The sequence below is a fragment of the Rheinheimera sp. KL1 genome (assembly GCF_001275035.1).
In the GTDB taxonomy this organism is placed as follows: Bacteria; Pseudomonadota; Gammaproteobacteria; order Enterobacterales; family Alteromonadaceae; genus Pararheinheimera; species Pararheinheimera tangshanensis.
Genome location: NZ_LAMX01000008.1, coordinates 30,463 through 46,760 on the forward strand (window position 1 = coordinate 30,463; position 16,298 = coordinate 46,760).

The 16,298-nt window shown below is 47.1% G+C and carries 15 protein-coding genes and 1 pseudogene; 1 reads left to right on the forward strand and 15 read right to left on the reverse strand.

All coding sequences use genetic code 11. The annotated features are described in order from the left end of the window. Positions 1 to 22 precede the first annotated feature (22 nt). The 12 genes and pseudogenes from truD to xerD all read right to left on the reverse strand — a co-directional run bounded on the left by truD (position 23) and on the right by xerD (position 12,703). On the reverse strand, positions 23 to 1,075 hold the full coding sequence (truD, locus tag WH43_RS03300; protein WP_053423236.1) for a tRNA pseudouridine(13) synthase TruD: 1,053 nt from the start codon (positions 1,073 to 1,075) through the stop codon (positions 23 to 25). Further along, positions 1,075 to 1,557: a 2-C-methyl-D-erythritol 2,4-cyclodiphosphate synthase gene (ispF, locus tag WH43_RS03305; protein WP_286049432.1), complete on the reverse strand. Its 483-nt coding sequence runs from the start codon at positions 1,555 to 1,557 to the stop codon at positions 1,075 to 1,077. The genes truD and ispF overlap by 1 nt, the downstream gene beginning before the upstream one ends. Then, the gene (gene ispD, locus WH43_RS03310) at positions 1,554 to 2,243 is read right to left on the reverse strand and encodes a 2-C-methyl-D-erythritol 4-phosphate cytidylyltransferase (RefSeq protein WP_053423237.1); all 690 of its coding nucleotides are present in this window, start codon (positions 2,241 to 2,243) and stop codon (positions 1,554 to 1,556) included. The genes ispF and ispD overlap by 4 nt, the downstream gene beginning before the upstream one ends. Beyond that, positions 2,240 to 2,524 carry a cell division protein FtsB gene (gene ftsB, locus WH43_RS03315; RefSeq protein ID WP_053423238.1) on the reverse strand — a complete coding sequence of 95 codons (285 nt, stop codon included), beginning with the start codon at positions 2,522 to 2,524 and terminating at the stop codon, positions 2,240 to 2,242. The genes ispD and ftsB overlap by 4 nt, the downstream gene beginning before the upstream one ends. A 104-nt stretch (positions 2,525 to 2,628) precedes the next feature. Continuing rightward, the gene (locus tag WH43_RS03320; protein ID WP_053423239.1) at positions 2,629 to 3,273 is read right to left on the reverse strand and encodes a hypothetical protein; all 645 of its coding nucleotides are present in this window, start codon (positions 3,271 to 3,273) and stop codon (positions 2,629 to 2,631) included. A gap of 75 nt (positions 3,274 to 3,348) precedes the next feature. Next, positions 3,349 to 4,644, reverse strand: coding sequence for a phosphopyruvate hydratase (eno, locus tag WH43_RS03325; protein ID WP_053423240.1), 1,296 nt, complete (start codon positions 4,642 to 4,644; stop codon positions 3,349 to 3,351). A gap of 61 nt (positions 4,645 to 4,705) precedes the next feature. Beyond that, positions 4,706 to 6,342, reverse strand: a pseudogene (gene pyrG / locus WH43_RS03330) (CTP synthase). 194 nt (positions 6,343 to 6,536) lie between these two features. Further along, on the reverse strand, positions 6,537 to 8,063 hold the full coding sequence (gene lysS / locus WH43_RS03335) for a lysine--tRNA ligase (RefSeq protein ID WP_053423241.1): 1,527 nt from the start codon (positions 8,061 to 8,063) through the stop codon (positions 6,537 to 6,539). A 27-nt stretch (positions 8,064 to 8,090) separates the two neighbouring features. Next, a protein-coding gene (gene prfB, locus WH43_RS03340) for a peptide chain release factor 2 (RefSeq protein WP_185148506.1) occupies positions 8,091 to 9,189 on the reverse strand; the annotation gives its coding sequence in 2 pieces (ribosomal slippage) (positions 8,091 to 9,113 and positions 9,115 to 9,189; 1,098 coding nt in all). A 136-nt stretch (positions 9,190 to 9,325) separates the two neighbouring features. Beyond that, complete coding sequence (gene recJ, locus WH43_RS03345) at positions 9,326 to 11,047, reverse strand: single-stranded-DNA-specific exonuclease RecJ (RefSeq protein WP_053423243.1); 1,722 nt, start codon at positions 11,045 to 11,047, stop codon at positions 9,326 to 9,328. A 21-nt stretch (positions 11,048 to 11,068) separates the two neighbouring features. Then, positions 11,069 to 11,776, reverse strand: a complete 708-nt coding sequence (gene dsbC, locus WH43_RS03350; RefSeq protein WP_053423244.1) for a bifunctional protein-disulfide isomerase/oxidoreductase DsbC — start codon at positions 11,774 to 11,776, stop codon at positions 11,069 to 11,071. Between the two features lie 21 nt (positions 11,777 to 11,797). Next, complete coding sequence (gene xerD / locus WH43_RS03355) at positions 11,798 to 12,703, reverse strand: site-specific tyrosine recombinase XerD (RefSeq protein ID WP_147902817.1); 906 nt, start codon at positions 12,701 to 12,703, stop codon at positions 11,798 to 11,800. A gap of 24 nt (positions 12,704 to 12,727) precedes the next feature. On the opposite strand from xerD, the gene fldB reads away from it, so the two are divergent. After that, positions 12,728 to 13,333 (forward strand): flavodoxin FldB, encoded by a 606-nt coding sequence (gene fldB, locus WH43_RS03360; protein ID WP_229670254.1) that lies wholly within the window; start codon positions 12,728 to 12,730, stop codon positions 13,331 to 13,333. Here fldB and WH43_RS03365 read toward each other — a convergent pair. From WH43_RS03365 to WH43_RS03375, 3 genes are all read right to left on the reverse strand, one after another. Next, positions 13,330 to 14,064, reverse strand: a complete 735-nt coding sequence (locus tag WH43_RS03365; protein WP_229670252.1) for a substrate-binding periplasmic protein — start codon at positions 14,062 to 14,064, stop codon at positions 13,330 to 13,332. The two genes, fldB and WH43_RS03365, sit on opposite strands and share 4 nt — an antisense overlap. Before the next feature lie 145 nt (positions 14,065 to 14,209). Beyond that, the gene (locus WH43_RS03370; RefSeq protein ID WP_053423245.1) at positions 14,210 to 15,403 is read right to left on the reverse strand and encodes an amino acid aminotransferase; all 1,194 of its coding nucleotides are present in this window, start codon (positions 15,401 to 15,403) and stop codon (positions 14,210 to 14,212) included. Positions 15,404 to 15,455: 52 nt separating this feature from the next. Next, positions 15,456 to 16,145 carry a GAF domain-containing protein gene (locus tag WH43_RS03375; RefSeq protein ID WP_053423246.1) on the reverse strand — a complete coding sequence of 230 codons (690 nt, stop codon included), beginning with the start codon at positions 16,143 to 16,145 and terminating at the stop codon, positions 15,456 to 15,458. Positions 16,146 to 16,298 lie beyond the last annotated feature (153 nt).

Genomic DNA, 16,298 nt, shown 5'->3' on the forward strand with positions numbered 1-16,298 from the left:
ATCTGCCCTCGCCCCAAAGGGGTTAATCCAATGTGGCGTAATTACGTTGCACATCCTGGTAATTCACCAGCTCCCGTAAAACGGCAGTAGCAAAACAACCGGAATAGAGTTTAAAGCTAATTTTTACATTCTGGCCTTGTACTTCGGCCGTTAAATCTTTTGGTATAACCCGAATGCTGCGTCGCTCCGCCCTGACATTGAGTTCAGCGAGCTTATCGACCCAATGTTGCCAGAGGCTCAGGCTTTGTTGTTCAAAAGCCAAAGCATCGGCCGTAGTTAAAGGCTCACCTAAACCCGGCAAGCCCGCCGTGGGGTGAAGGTCAGCCTCCAGTAAGCGTTGCCTTAAAGTGTCATCGCTCTGCGGCACTTTAAAAATAGAACCAGAGCCATCCAGTTGAACCACTTCACCCATCAGCAACTGATTAAAAGTACCAGCTTTTACCCGCGCATCGACTTGTAAATTAAACAAAAAAGAACGGCTGGCCGACAAAGCTAAACCGCGTATTTTCCGATCTTCAATACCACCGCCAGAAAATAGCTGTTCGGCTAAAGCTAAATTACCACCCTGAATACCAAAACGTTGTTCGCCGTAATAATTCGGCACGCCTTTTTTTACTAACTCTAACCGCGCTAACAGAGCCGGAATATCACTGACATCCCTTAACGTCAGGGTGAATTCGTTATATTTTATCGAGCCTAACTTTAACCTGCGCTGATGACGGATACTGTCGAGAACTTTAACGCCCTCGATATTCCAGTCCTGCCAGTTCAGTTGTTGTTTGATAGGCACGGGCACACAAAACCACTGACGGGTGACAGCGTGCCTGTCTTTTAACCCCGCATAACTGACCTGGCGGGCTTTACAACCTACTAATTCAGCCAACAGCTTGGCGACATATTGCGTATTCTGACCAATTTTTTCCACTAGCAGCAGCATATGCTCGCCAGCGCCGGTCGGTGTAAAACTCAGCTCTTCATGCACAACAAAATCATCAGGTTGCACACGCAATAAAGCTGTAGTTTCAGGCTGGCCATATAAATAACTTAGCTGTGGCAGCTGCACTGTTTTTTGCATCAGGACTTCACCAACAGCACCACGGCTTCGACGGCAATGCCTTCTTTGCGACCAACAAAACCAAGTTTTTCTGTTGTAGTGGCTTTGACATTGACTTGTGACAAACCGCAGACCAGATCTTCAGCAATACAAGCGCGCATCGCATCGACATGAGGTGCCATTTTTGGCGCTTGCGCCATAATGGTCACGTCCAGATTACCCACTTCGAAGCCTAAAGCTTTGACATCAGCAAAAACTTTACGCAATAAAATGCGGCTGTCTATGCCTTTAAAAGCCGCGTCTGTGTCAGGAAAATGATGGCCTATATCACCTAAGGCCATAGCGCCTAACAATGCGTCAGATACAGCATGTAGCACTACATCACCATCTGAATGCGCCAGCAAACCTTGTTCGTAAGGAATTTTTACCCCACCTAAAGTGACAGGACCTTCACCACCAAAAGCGTGCACATCAAAACCATGACCAATACGAAACGGCATCATACAGAATGCTCCAGATAAAAAGCGGCCAAAGCTAAATCTTCAGCCTGAGTAATTTTGATATTGTCAGCATGGCCCTGCACCAAAAGTACAGGCAATCCTGCCCATTCCATAGCGCTGGCTTCATCAGTAATAGCCACGCCCTGAGCTAAAGCTTGTTGCAATGCATCCTTGAGCTGCGCTGTCGGAAACAACTGCGGCGTATAGGCATGCCATAAACCAGCCCGATCAACAGTATGCTGTACAGTGTCAGAACCACGTTTCATGGTATCCCGCACAGGCGTGGCCAAAATGCCGCCTTGCCCTTGTTGAATACAGCTCTGAATCAAAAGCTCGATATCACTGACCCGCACTGCAGGGCGGGCGGCGTCATGCACCAGCACCCATGGATACTGCTGCGCGTCAATCTGTAGCAAAGCGTTAAGCACTGAATTAGCGCGTTCAGCGCCACCATTCAGGCGTTGAATCGTCGGGTCATTCGCCAGAGGCAATGCAGGAAAATAAGGGTCATCCGGACTCAGCGCCAGATAAAACTGTTGTAAAGCAGGAACTTGTTTTAAGCGATGCAGCGTTTGCTCCAACACAGTCAGGCCACAAAGTTGCAGATACTGCTTGGGCTTATCCGCTTGCATTCGTTTGCCAACACCAGCGGCCGGGATCACAGTCGCAATAGCAGGAATAGCGGTCATTTTTTATCCAGCGGGCTAATAATCCGGAAAAATACTTCGTCTTGTCTGATCAAACCTAATTCGTTGCGGGCGCGCTCTTCAATAGCATCCAGCCCTATTTGCAGATCAGTCACATCAGCTTTAAGCAATTTATTGCGTTTCGCCAAGACTTCATTTTGTTGTTCCATCTTTGCTAGCTCAGTTTTATGCGCCCAATACTCCATCACGCTATGCTGGCCGAGCCACAAGCGGTGCTGAAGTGCTGCAAGCAGCATGAGTAGCAATAAAACTAACAAGCGCATATCAAACCAAAAAAGACAGAATTGAAAGTATTATGAAGCTTATCGGCCTGACTGGAAAGCCCTAATAAGGCCGAAAATAAAGGCTTGCTAGTGAAAAATACCGCTTAAGGCTGAAAAGGCTTCGCAAAGTTCTGCCAATTTAGCCGGCTTGCCAGCAATAACTCTCTTAAACTCAAGACCCGTGGGGTTTTGCGTTCACTGTTAAGCCACTGATGACCACAACAAGCGGCTGTCATTAAGCTTTTTGTTGGCTTAAGTAAGAATTTATCACTGTTTTCGTCGGTCAAAGGCGTGCCGTTAAAACTAAACCAGCCATGTTCATTGCAATGCAATCTCTGCCCATCGATATCAATTTCATCGACTGAGTCCAGCCAAACTGTTTCTTGCGCCAATTGGTTTTGGTAGACAGGCACTATCAAAGCTAATTTTTTGTGTTTTAAGTAAAACTGTTCAATTTGTTCAATGCCTTGTTCTCTGGCCGGACACTGTGGGCTTTGACGACCTATCCAACTGGCATTTTGACTATCCATTTCAAGCGGGGATTTGTGCGACAAAATACTGCTGGCGCAGCGGCGGATATAAAAAGGCAAACTGGCAATTTTTTTAGGAAGACCAGCTAAAAACTCGGGGGCGGTTTTGGCATAACGCATCAACTCCCGTTCATACAAAGCATTACAAAGCTCTGTATACGTCAGGTCCTGCGCCGGGCCTTGCCACAGCTGATGTTGATCGGCTGAATGTTTTTTCATCCGTTGATGGTAATCAAGGGAGCAAAAGCAATCAAGAGGGCAAAAACCACCCTTGATTGCTTTATCTGACCAGGCTTACGCCTGGCCTTTAATTTCTACGCGGCCACGGTACGGGGCTTTAGCACCTAATTCCTGCTCAATACGCAGTAACTGGTTGTACTTAGACACGCGGTCTGAGCGACATAAAGAACCTGTTTTAATTTGACCAGCAGCGGTACCTACAGCCAAGTCAGCAATAAAGGCATCTTCAGTCTCGCCTGAACGGTGTGAAATCACTGCAGTGAAACCTGCGTCTTTCGCCATTTTAATAGCGGCTAAAGTTTCAGTTAAACTACCGATTTGGTTGAATTTGATCAGGATAGAGTTACCAATGCCCTGCTCAATACCACGGGTCAGGATCTTGGTGTTGGTGACAAATAAATCGTCGCCTACTAACTGGATTTTGTTGCCCATTTTATTGGTCATGTCTTTCCAGCCATCCCAATCCGACTCGTCTAAACCGTCTTCGATTGAAACTATAGGGAAACGCGTAGCTAAACCAGCCAGGAAGTCATTGAATTCATAGGAGGTGAATTCTTTGCCTTCGCCAGATAATTTGTACTTACCATCGACATAAAACTCAGAGGCTGCGCAGTCTAAAGCTAAAGTGATGTCTTTGTTCAGCTCGTAACCAGCAGCGGCCACAGCTTTAGAAATCACAGTTAAAGCTTCTTCGTTAGACTTCAGATCCGGTGCAAAACCACCTTCATCACCCACAGCTGTATTTAAGCCCTGACTGTGCAGTTCTTTTTTCAGTTGGTGGAAAATTTCGGCGCCCATACGCAGCGCTTCAGCGAAGGTTTTAGCGCCAACAGGCTGCACCATAAATTCCTGAATATCAACGTTGTTATCCGCATGTTCACCACCATTGATGATGTTCATCATAGGCACAGGCATGGAATACACACCAGGTGTGCCGTTTAAGTCGGCAATGTGCTGATACAATGGGATTTTTTTGTCAGCGGCAGCTGCGCGGGCTACAGCTAAAGATACAGCCAGAATAGCGTTAGCACCTAACTTAGATTTAGACTCAGTACCATCAAGATCGATCATGATCTGGTCAATTTCTGCTTGTTTGTACGCGTTTTTACCCAGTAAAGCCGCTTTGATTGGACCATCGATATTGGCAACCGCAGTGCGCACGCCCTTCCCTAAATAACGGCTCTTGTCACCATCGCGCAGTTCTAAAGCTTCACGGGTACCGGTAGAAGCACCTGATGGCGCACAGCCACGACCCATGGCACCGCTGGCCAGAAATACATCGGCTTCTACTGTTGGGTTACCGCGCGAATCCATGATCTCACGGGCGATGATATTGACGATCTCAGACATGTAAATCCCCTTCTATGCTGCATAAACAAAAGCCGGACTCAAGGGCCCGGCTTTAATCAAATTAAACCAATTGCTGTTTCTGATATTTATAAGCGGCGGCCACGAAGCCCTGGAATAACGGATGTCCGTCACGTGGTGTAGAGTTAAATTCCGGATGGAACTGACCCGCCACAAACCATGGGTGTGTAGGTATTTCAATCATTTCAACCAGCTGGTTGTCCGCCGACAGACCAGAGATCTTTAAGCCAGCCTCTTCGAGCTGAGCAACATAGTTGTTGTTCACTTCGTATCTGTGACGATGACGTTCACTGATGATGTCATTGCCATAGATCTCACGGGCTTTGGTATTGGCTTTGAGGTTACAGTTTTGGCTACCCAAACGCATAGTGCCGCCCATATCAGACTTATCAGTCCGCTGTTCAACATTACCGTCCGCATCCAGCCATTCTGTGATGAGACCCACCACAGGGTAAGGTGTTTTCTTATTAAATTCAGTTGAATGCGCATCTTTCATGCCGGCTACATTACGGGCATATTCAATCAGCGCGACTTGCATACCTAAACAAATACCCAGGTAAGGCACTTTGTTTTCACGGGCATAACGGGCCGCTAAAATTTTGCCTTCGACGCCACGCTCACCAAAACCACCAGGCACCAGAATCGCATCCACACCAGCTAAAATGTCAGTGCCTTTGCTTTCGACGTCTTGCGAGTCAATGTATTTGATATGCACAGTTAAGCGATTTTTTAAACCTGCATGGTTTAACGCTTCGTTGACTGATTTATAAGCATCTGGCAGTTCAACGTATTTACCGACCATACCAATGGTCACTTCGCCTGTAGGATTGGATTCCTGATACAACACCTGTTCCCATTCGGTCAGGTCAGCTTCAGGACACGTCATATGGAAACGGCGCACCACTAAATCATCCAGACCCTGTGATTTTAACAGTGCAGGAATTTGGTAAATGCTGGAGACGTCTTTTAATGAAATAACTGCACGTTCTTCCACATTGGTGAACAGTGCAATTTTAGCGCGCTCGTTCGATGGGATAGCGCGGTCAGAACGGCAGACCAGAATATCCGGCTGAATACCAATAGAACGCAGCTCTTTGACCGAATGCTGAGTCGGTTTGGTTTTGATTTCACCGGCCGTGCCAGGTATGGCACTAAAGTCAGATGCATAAACATGGCACGTTCACGGCCAATTTCAGTGCCTAACTGACGAATAGCTTCTAAGAATGGCAATGACTCGATATCACCGACAGTGCCACCAATTTCCACTATGGCAATGTCATACCCTTCGGCGCCTGCAATCACACGGCTTTTGATTTCATTGGTGATATGAGGGATCACCTGAATAGTGGCACCTAAATAATCACCACGGCGCTCACGACGTAATACGTCTGAATAAATACGGCCTTGAGTGAAGTTATTACGTTTGGTCATTTTAGTGCGGATAAACCGCTCATAGTGACCTAAATCGAGATCGGTTTCTGCGCCGTCTTCTGTGACGTACACTTCACCGTGCTGAATTGGGCTCATGGTGCCCGGATCCAGGTTGATGTACGGATCCAGTTTAAGGATGGTCACTTTCAGGCCACGGGCTTCTAAAATAGCTGCTAAGGATGCAGCAGCAATGCCTTTACCTAAGGATGAGACAACCCCACCCGTCACGAAGATGTATCTTGTAGTCATGAGACCCCTGAGACGCCATTGGCAATAAAGAATTTACGAACTTAGGACGGGGGGAAATTATAACAAAGGGCAGCTTGCTGCTCAATCAAAAGGCAGGATAAAAAAATAATAAATCAGCAAAGCACAGTAAAAGGCTCTGTTTTAACGGAGCACAGAAGAAAAAGGCAGCTTGCGCTGCCTTTTTCTTCAAAGCCTTATGAGCCGTGTTTATCTGTATGACGCATATGCGGGAACAGAATCACGTCGCGGATGCTTGGCGCATCGGCCAGTAACATTACCAGACGGTCGATACCAATACCCTGACCTGCGGTTGGCGGTAAACCATGTTCCAGTGCAGTGACGAAATCTTCGTCGTAGTACATGGCTTCATCGTCGCCCGCTTCTTTTTGTGCAACTTGCTCACGGAAACGTTCAGCCTGATCTTCTGCGTCGTTTAATTCGCTGAAACCATTGCCTAATTCACGACCACCAATAAAGAACTCAAAACGGTCGGTGATTTCCGGATTGTGATCGTTACGACGCGCCAGCGGAGAAATCTCTGCCGGGTATTCAGTGATAAAAGTAGGTTGTTGCAGCTTGGTTTCGACCAGCTCATCAAAAACTTCCATCAGAATACGGCCATGACCATAGTTGGCTTTGACTTCAATGCCTAAGGACTTGGCCAATTCAGCGACAGCTTCACGGGTCGTTAACTGCTCTAACTTCACTTCTGGGTTGTAGTGCAGAATAGATTCAGTCACAGACATACGGGCAAAAGGTTTACCGAAATCAAACAGGTTGCCCTGATAAGGCACTTCAGTGGTGCCCAGCACAGACTGCGCCAGACCACGGAATAACTCTTCGGTGATATCCATTAAGTCGTTGTAATCAGCATAAGCCCAGTAGAATTCCAGCATAGTGAATTCAGGGTTATGACGGGTAGAAACGCCTTCGTTACGGAAGTTACGGTTCAGCTCAAATACTTTTTCAAAACCACCGACCACTAACCGCTTCAAATACAGCTCTGGTGCAATACGCAGGAACATTTGCATATCCAGCGCATTGTGGTGCGTCTCAAAAGGACGGGCCGAAGCACCACCTGGAATGCTTTGCAGCATTGGGGTTTCTACTTCTAAAAAGCCTTTGCTGTTAAAAAACTGACGGATATAAGCCACAGTTTTTGAACGGATTAAAAAGGTTTTGCGTGACTGATCGTTCACAATCAAATCTAAATAACGCTGGCGGTAACAGGCTTCCTGATCGGTTAAACCGTGGAATTTATCCGGCAAAGGACGCAAGGCTTTGGTCAGTAAACGGATTTCGTCTAACCAGACGGTCAGCTCACCCGTCTGAGTTTTAAACAACACACCGCTACCGCCTATGATGTCGCCTAAATCCCACTTTTTAAAGCCTTCGTTATAGACATTCTCAGGCAGACTGTCGCGTGCTACATACAACTGCAACTTGCCGCCGACATCAGAAATAGTGGTAAAGCTGGCTTTACCCATAATACGACGCAGCATCATACGACCTGCCACAGTGACACGGATTTTCTTCTCTTCCAGCTCTTCTTTGCTCAGATGCTCGTACTGAGCATGGATCTGGTCAGAAGTGGCATCACGGCGAAAATCATTTGGAAATGGGTTACCCATCTCACGTAAGCCAGCCAACTTATGTTTTCGCTCAGCAATCAGTTTATTTACGTCCTGATGTTCTTCGATAGGAGTGTTTTGTTCAGACATGATAAGTTCCTGATTTTGTGAGCTAAATTACAAACCGGCTTTTAAGCTGGCTTCAATAAATTTGTCGAGGTCACCGTCCAATACGGCCTGGGTATTGCGGGTTTCCACGCCTGTGCGTAAGTCTTTAATCCGCGAGTCGTCCAGCACGTAAGAACGGATTTGACTGCCCCAGCCGATATCCGACTTGGTGTCTTCCAGCGCTTGTTTTTCGGCGTTTTGTTTTTGCAGTTCAAACTCATACAACTTGGCGCGTAATTGCTTATAAGCGTTATCGCGGTTTTTATGTTGTGACCTGTCGTTCTGACACTGCACCACAATATTGGTGGGTAAGTGAGTAATACGCACCGCTGAGTCGGTTCTGTTGACGTGCTGACCACCAGCGCCTGAAGCACGGTAGGTATCTATCCGTAAGTCGGCCGGGTTGATTTCGATTTCAATATCGTCATCGACTTCTGGCGACACAAATACCGACGCAAACGAGGTATGGCGACGGTTGCCCGAGTCAAACGGGCTTTTACGCACTAAACGATGTACACCGGTTTCAGTGCGCAACCAGCCATAGGCATATTCGCCGGTAAATTTGATAGTACAACCTTTGATGCCGGCCACGTCGCCATCTGTCACTTCGTACAGTTCAGGTTTAAAGCCTTTGGCTTCGCCCCAACGCAGATACATCCGCATTAACATACTGGCCCAATCCTGAGCTTCAGTACCACCAGAACCAGATTGAATATCCAGATAACAATCCGCCGGATCGCTTTTGCCTGAGAACATACGACGGAATTCCAGCTTTGCCAGCTGAGTTTCCAGATCAGCAAGTTCAGCCTGAGCTTCATGAAAAGTATCTTCGTCTTCAGCTTCAATGGCAAGCTCGACCAGACCGGCAACGTCTTCCAGTCCCTGGTCCAGCTTGTCAATGGTACCCACCACTTGCTCTAAAGCCGAACGTTCTTTACCTAAAGCCTGAGCATATTCAGGTTTATTCCAGACGGCAGCATCTTCCAGCTCGCGGCTGACTTCTTCTAACTTTTCTTTTTTGGCGTCGTAGTCAAAGATACCCCCGAAGCACATTGGTGCGTTCAGTCAGATCTTTAATGGCGTTGTATACCGGATTTACTTCAAACATGATTTAAGGCGCTTAGAAAAAAATTGGTGGCGATTGTAGCAATTTTTCTGCAGACATGCAGCCATCCCGACGATTTTCTGTTGCGGATACTTTAGGGCCACAAAAATGCTGGCCCTAAAGTACTTATTTGGCCAAGCTAACCAATTTTTTCAATTAAACGCACTATCAATTGCACCGACTGTTGCTCACGGTAGTCGTTGATATCCAACTGATAAGCCACGCGGATTTTTTTAACATTGGCATCAGGCCAGGCCTTGTTATCAGCGTTAAACCAGATGGCATCTACTAAGCTGCCATCACTGGATTCCAGCATCAGTTTCAGATGTTTATCAGCTAACAAGCGTTGTTGGCGGATAATAAATTCGCCTTCAAACACCGGTTCAGGAAAGGCTTGTCCCCAAGGACCTGCTTGTTGCAACAGCCTTGCAAAAGGTACAGACAAGCAATCACTACCCAAATCTCCGTCTGTATAGAGCACGGCTGTCAGTAGCTCTGGCGTCAGGTATTTTTTTGCAACAAAGTTCAGCGCCAGCTTAAAGGTTTCAAACCGCTCTTCGGCAATAGTTAAACCAGCCGCCATCGCATGACCGCCAAACTTTTTAATCAGGCCAGGGTATTGGGTAGAAACTTCATCTAATAAATCGCGGATATGTAAGCCCGGAATTGAACGAGCAGACCCTTTGAGCTCGCCTGCATCGCCTTGAGCAAACACCAGCACAGGTCTGTGGTACTGCTCTTTAATACGGCCGGCCAAAATCCCGATCACGCCCTGATGCCAATCACTTTGGTACAAACACAAAGCGTCCGGCAACTCTTCAGAGGCAAAGGACAACCGCTGCAAATAAGCCTGAGCTTCCTGCTGCATGCCCTGCTCTATTTCACGGCGCTCGACGTTTAAGCTATCGAGTTCTGCCGCATACATACGGGCGCGGGGTAAATCAGGTGCTAATAAGCAGCTAATACCAAGGCCCATATCATCTAAACGCCCTGCGGCATTTAAACGGGGAGCTAAAGCAAAACCAAAATCCTGAGCTGTCAGTTTTTCCGCTTTACGATTGGCAATATCAATTAACGCCTGAATGCCTGGCCGGGCTTTGCCACTGCGAATACGTTGCAAGCCCTGATGCACCAGAATTCTGTTATTGGTATCCAGCGGGACAACGTCGGCCACTGTGCCTAACGCCACCAGATCCAACAGATCCGCCAGATTAGGTTCAGGCTGAGTTTCGGTAAAATATCCAAGGCTTCGAAGTTCAGCACGCAGCGCCAACAGCAGATAAAACGCCACACCTACACCAGCCAGTTGTTTACTGGGAAAGTCACAGCCCGGCTGGTTTGGATTGACGATAGCATCCGCATCCGGCAGTTCGTTGCCAGGTAAATGGTGATCTGTGACCAGCACTTTGACACCCATTTTTTTTGCCAGCACTATGCCGTCAATGGCTGAAATACCATTATCAACTGTGACGATCAGCTGAGCGCCCTGAGCCACAGCAATTTCTGCCATTTCAACCGACAAACCATAACCATATTCAAACCGGTTCGGCACCAAATACTCCACATGCTTAAACCCCAGGCTTTTTAAGCCTGTCAGCAAAGTGGCTGTGCTGGTGGCACCATCTGCATCAAAATCGCCGACTATGACAATATGCTGTTGCTGCTGTAACGCTTCAATCAACAAGGTTATTGCTGCTGAAATACCTTTGAGCAAAGTAAAAGGCAGTAACTGAGCAGCGCCCCGTGCCAATTGTAGCGAGCTTTCAATGCCACGGCTGGCATAGATACGCTGGATCACCGGATGGTACTGGGAAAGCTCCGCCGAAATCGCCGGTACAGGCCGGCGTTGTAATTCTTTCATGATACTCAAGGATGGTTCCGCTTAAGACGCATTCTGACTCAGGGTAGCTACTAAAGCTGCGGCGGGTTGATAACCTGGAATTAAACGACCATCAGGTAAGATCAGAGCTGGAGTGCCATTGATACCAAAACTCTGGCCCAACTCGTATTGCTGCGCCACGTTGTTCTGGCAGCTGGCTTGCTTCACGGCTTTACCATTTTTTGCATCCGTCAGCGCCTGTTTGGCATCTTTAGCACACCAAATCGACTGCAACTCGTCATAGGTTGCCGACTGGATCCCTCCGCGAGGGAAAGCGAGGTAACGTACGGTAATACCAGCTTTATTTAAATCCGCCATTTCGTTGTGTAACTTACGGCAATAACCACAGCTGGTATCGGTGAATACATGGATCACATATTTTTCGTCAGCGGCTTTAAACTCAATGACTGAGCCGTCAAAGTCTTTTACACCGGCTTTGCGGATGTCTTTCAGGATATCCTCATTCACCAGTTTTTTATTTTTTAAGTCGTAAATATTGCCTTCAAACAAATACTGCTTGTTGTCTGACATAAAAAATAAACCTTTGTCGGTTTGCACCTGCAGCATGCCGGGCACAGTGGAGTCCGCTACAGCTTTGACAGTTAAGCCCACTTCAGAAAAGGCTTTATTCACTTCAGGTAACACCGCCTGTGCTGCTAAACCTGTACTCAAACATGCTGCCATAACGGCGAGATAGCTAAACTTCTTCATCTCTGTTTCCTGCTCCGCGGGCTAGCCCCTTGGATGATGTTGTTGATGTAAACTTTGCAGGCGCGCTTGCGCCACATGGGTATAAATTTGGGTAGTTGATAAATCGCTGTGTCCCAACAGTAACTGTACGACCCTTAAATCAGCACCATGATTCAATAAATGGGTAGCAAAAGCATGTCGTACCGTATGCGGAGACAACTCTGCACTAATGCCTGCCACTTTGGCATAAAACTTAATCCGGTGCCAGAAAGTTTGTCGGGTCATTTGCTGGCCTCTGTTGCTTGGGAACACCACATCACTTTGACCATCGAGCAACAAGCCGCGGCCCTGACGCAGGTATTGATCCAGCCATTCCACCGCAGTTTCCCCCAAAGGCACCAGCCGTTCTTTTTTGCCTTTGCCTGTGACCCGGACTAAGCCCTGGCGCAGATTAATCTGTTGCAAGGTTAAACCGACCAGCTCCGAGACTCGAAGACCGGCTGCATAGAGAATTTCTAACATCACTTTGTCACGAAACTGAATTAAATCACTGACATCCGGCGCAGCCAATAATAAATCTACGTCCTGCTCAGACAGAGTTTTAGGCAAAGAACGACCAATTTTGGGGTTAAAAACATCAGATAAAGGATTTTCGCTGATTTGTTTGGTTTTGTGCAGATGACGATAAAAGCGTCGTAAGCTGCTTAAAGTGCGGGAGGTGCTGCGTGGGCTAAAGCCCTGATCCACTCTGTAGGCCAGATAACTATTCAGCAGCAGTTGATCCACAGCCGTCAATTGCTGGTCGTGCTGCTGCAAAAACAACGCAAATTTAGTCAGATCTGTGCCATAGGCGCTTAAGGTATGTTCACTGACACCTTTATCCAGCCATAGCTGATCTAAAAAAGCCTGGATCAGTTGTTGCTCTGAGCTGGCCAATACCGTTGCCACTTCTTACTCCCGGGTTAATTTATCTTGTCTGACTTTGTTGGTTCAGACGCTTCTGCTACACTGCCGGCCCCACAAAGTGCTGAGTTATATCAGATGAACATTGGTCTTTTTTACGGATCCACCACCTGCTACACCCAGATAGTGGCAGAGAAAATTCAGGTGCTTTTAAGTGCTGACCCAAGTTTGCCGGATGGCAGCAGTGTAACACTTCATAATATTAAAGATCAGCCTCTGACGCTGATGGCAGACTACGATTTGCTGATTTTGGGTATTTCTACCTGGGATTTTGGTGAGCTGCAGGAAGATTGGGAAGCACATTGGGACGACATTAAAGAAGTCGACTTAAGCGGAAAAATAGTGGCTATTTATGGCATGGGCGATCAACTGGGCTATGCCGAATGGTTTCAGGATGCTGTAGGTATGTTGCATCAGGCCATAGCGCCGCAAGACTGTATTCGGATCGGGTTCTGGCCTACAGAGGGTTATGACTTTATTGCCTCCAAAGCAGTGACCTCAGACGGCGAATGGTTTTATGGGTTGGCGTTGGACGAAGAAAATCAATATGACCAGACGGATCAGCGTCTTAATGTATGGCTGACTCAGTTAATGAACGAACTGGTCGAACTTTAAAAACGACCAGCCATCACATTCTGGTACAAGGCTGTTTTTTGCACTTGAAGATGGGCTTGCTGCAGCTTCTTAACCAGTTCAGGATCGGTGTCCTTACTGGCTGCCAGATAGGTTTTTTGCTCAAGCTGTGGGATAGCCAACACAAAACGTGTGATGCCTTGAGGTTGAGCCAACTGCTTCTCCATCAACGTCAAGGCAGCCTCGTCGTCGATCACATAATCTACCTTGCCTTTGAGCAATAAACGCCAGGATTCCAGTATATCAGCAGAGAGTTGCAGCTCTTTGCCAACCTTCATACCTTGCTGTTTTAACCAGTGATAAGAGAAATCATCTCTTTGCACCGCAATCACAGCAGAGCCTAAGTCTTTGAGATGGTTTGGAGTCAAATCAGTGCGTTCTGTCAGTCTGACTAACCCTAACCTGTAAGTGGCGACAGGACCAATCCAGTGAAATTCTGTTTCCCGTTCTGTAGTTCGGGCCATGTTGTAAATCAGCACATTCGGCGTGCTTGTCGCAATATAAAAAGCCCTGGCCCAGGGATAGACTTCGATGCGGCTTTGCAGCCCCGCCTGTTGTAACGTAGCCTCAACAATTTGTGTGCTGACACCAGCAACCCGGCCATTTTCGACCGTCTGATGTGGAGGCGATAGCTCTGTCACTACCCGGATTGACGCTGCATAGGCAGACACAGCTGACAAAGAAAACAGAACAGCACATAGACTTTTTAGCACTACTAACCTCAGGCAGATGTATGACTATCTATACGAAACTTTATTTATGCTAGCTTAAATCAGCGCCACCTTCCTGCGACTGAGTACTTTTTGCTGCAATTAAAAAGGGTGACACAAGCCACCCTTTACTGGTTAGTCTGAACGCTTAACCTTTTAGCACCTGCGCCATCGCTTTGGCGAAGTAATCAATATTGCTGTGGTTTAAGCCGGAGATACTGACGCGGCTTGAACCCACCATATAAATGCTGAACTCTTTCCGCAGACGCTCTATTTGTTCTTTGTTAATGCCGAGGAACGAGAACATACCATGTTGTTTAGTAATGAAGCTGAAATCCTGTGTAATACCTTCAGCAATAAATTTATCGATAATCAGCTGACGGTAGTCATTGATACGATTACGCATCACAGCAAGTTCCTGATGCCACAGCGCCGTTAATTCCTGGCTATCCAGAATATGACTCACGATAATAGCGCCATGAGCTGGTGGCATAGAGTAGATACTACGTACCACGCTTAACAACACTGATTTTGCAATTTCAGTGGTTTTGCTGTCCGCTGTTACTATGCTACAGGCCCCTATACGCTCACGGTACAAACCAAAGTTTTTCGAACATGAACTACATAAAATCAGTTCCTCGACCAGATCAGCCAGATAACGTAAGCCCTGAGTGTCTTCTTCCAGACCTAAACCAAAACCCTGGTAGGCCATATCCACCAGTGGCGTAAAACCTTTTTCTTTGGCCAAATGCGCAAATTGTTTCCACTGCTCAAAGTTCAAATCCATACCGCTTGGGTTATGGCAGCAGGCATGTACCAGCACCACGTCACCTGCAGGGACTTGCGCCAGCTCAGTCAGCATGGCGTCAAACTTTAAGCCTTTGGTATCCCAGTCATAGTAACTGTATTCTTTGACTTTCAGACCGGCCGCCTGAAACAGAGAAATATGGTTAGCCCAGGTTGGGTTGGTGACCCACACCGTAGCATCAGGATTGGCTTTTTTAATAAATTCAGCAGCCACCCGCAATGCGCCTGTACCACCAGGGGTATGCGCTGTAGTGACACGGCCAGACAACAGTACTTTATGCTGACCAAAAGCCAGTTTCTCGATATGGCTGTTAAAGGATAAATCACCCGCCATACCAATATAGGTTTTACTGTCTTCGTTTTTTAAACGCAGCGCTTCGGCTTTTTTCACACAATCCAGCACAGCCGTATGGCCTTGCTCGTCTTTATAGACACCCACCCCAAGGTCCACTTTCAGTGGATTTGGATCTTCTTTATAAGCGGCCATTAAACCTAAAATGGGATCGATAGGGGTCGGCTGTAAGTGCGAAAACATAAATTTTACCTGTCAGTTTGCAGTGTTAAAAAATCAATTCGGTTTCATCTTATCATGCAGGCAGCAAGTCTGGCAGCACAAGACAGATAGCGACCAGACGAACCAGTGCATCTGTATGGTAGGCCTGACGTTTAAATGCCTCAGCGTCAATAATACCTGCCAGTTCACCTGTACTATTGAAGAGAGGCAAACAAGCTTCGGATAATACTTTGGGGTCGCAGGTATAATATTCGCCACCTGCGGTTAAATACGCAGTGACATCGTTAATCACTTTAGCTTTGCCGGTCAGACCCACAGTGCTGTTATTGCTGATTTGGGCAAACTCGGCTGTTAACGGAAATTCAGCACGGGAAGCCGCACCAAAATAGGCCAGCTTCACCAGTACGGTGTCGCCTTGTGGGTTCTGACGTTTCTGATAAATGCCAAACCAATCACTGTCATTGCTCTGCTGATAGTTTTTCACCACAGCAGTTAGTTGACTCAAAGCTTTTGTGGTTGCTTCGCTTTTACCTAAAGTAGCAGCTAAATCATAAGGTTCATCGGCCAGTTGACCAAACAAAGAACAAGCACCGCCTTCGCCTAATTCCGGCACCTGATACGACCAGGTCACAGCAGGAGCTGACGCTGCGGCAAGTTGTGTTTTCAGTGCAGCCACGGCCTGTTCTATGGCAGTTTCCTGCCCTTCCAGCAAGGCAGCTAATCCTGTTTGTTCCAGATATAAATTAATAGACACTTCAGCCATCCAGATTTCTAAAATTAGTCGTAGTTTACCAGAAGCCTTTTATTTGCCAATGGCTTTTTTTACCTCCTTATTTTTATACCCTAAGTAATTGGAGTTGCAGCAAGGCGACAAGAGATCGAGCCCAAGGAGCATAGGCCACTATGTGACTTGGGC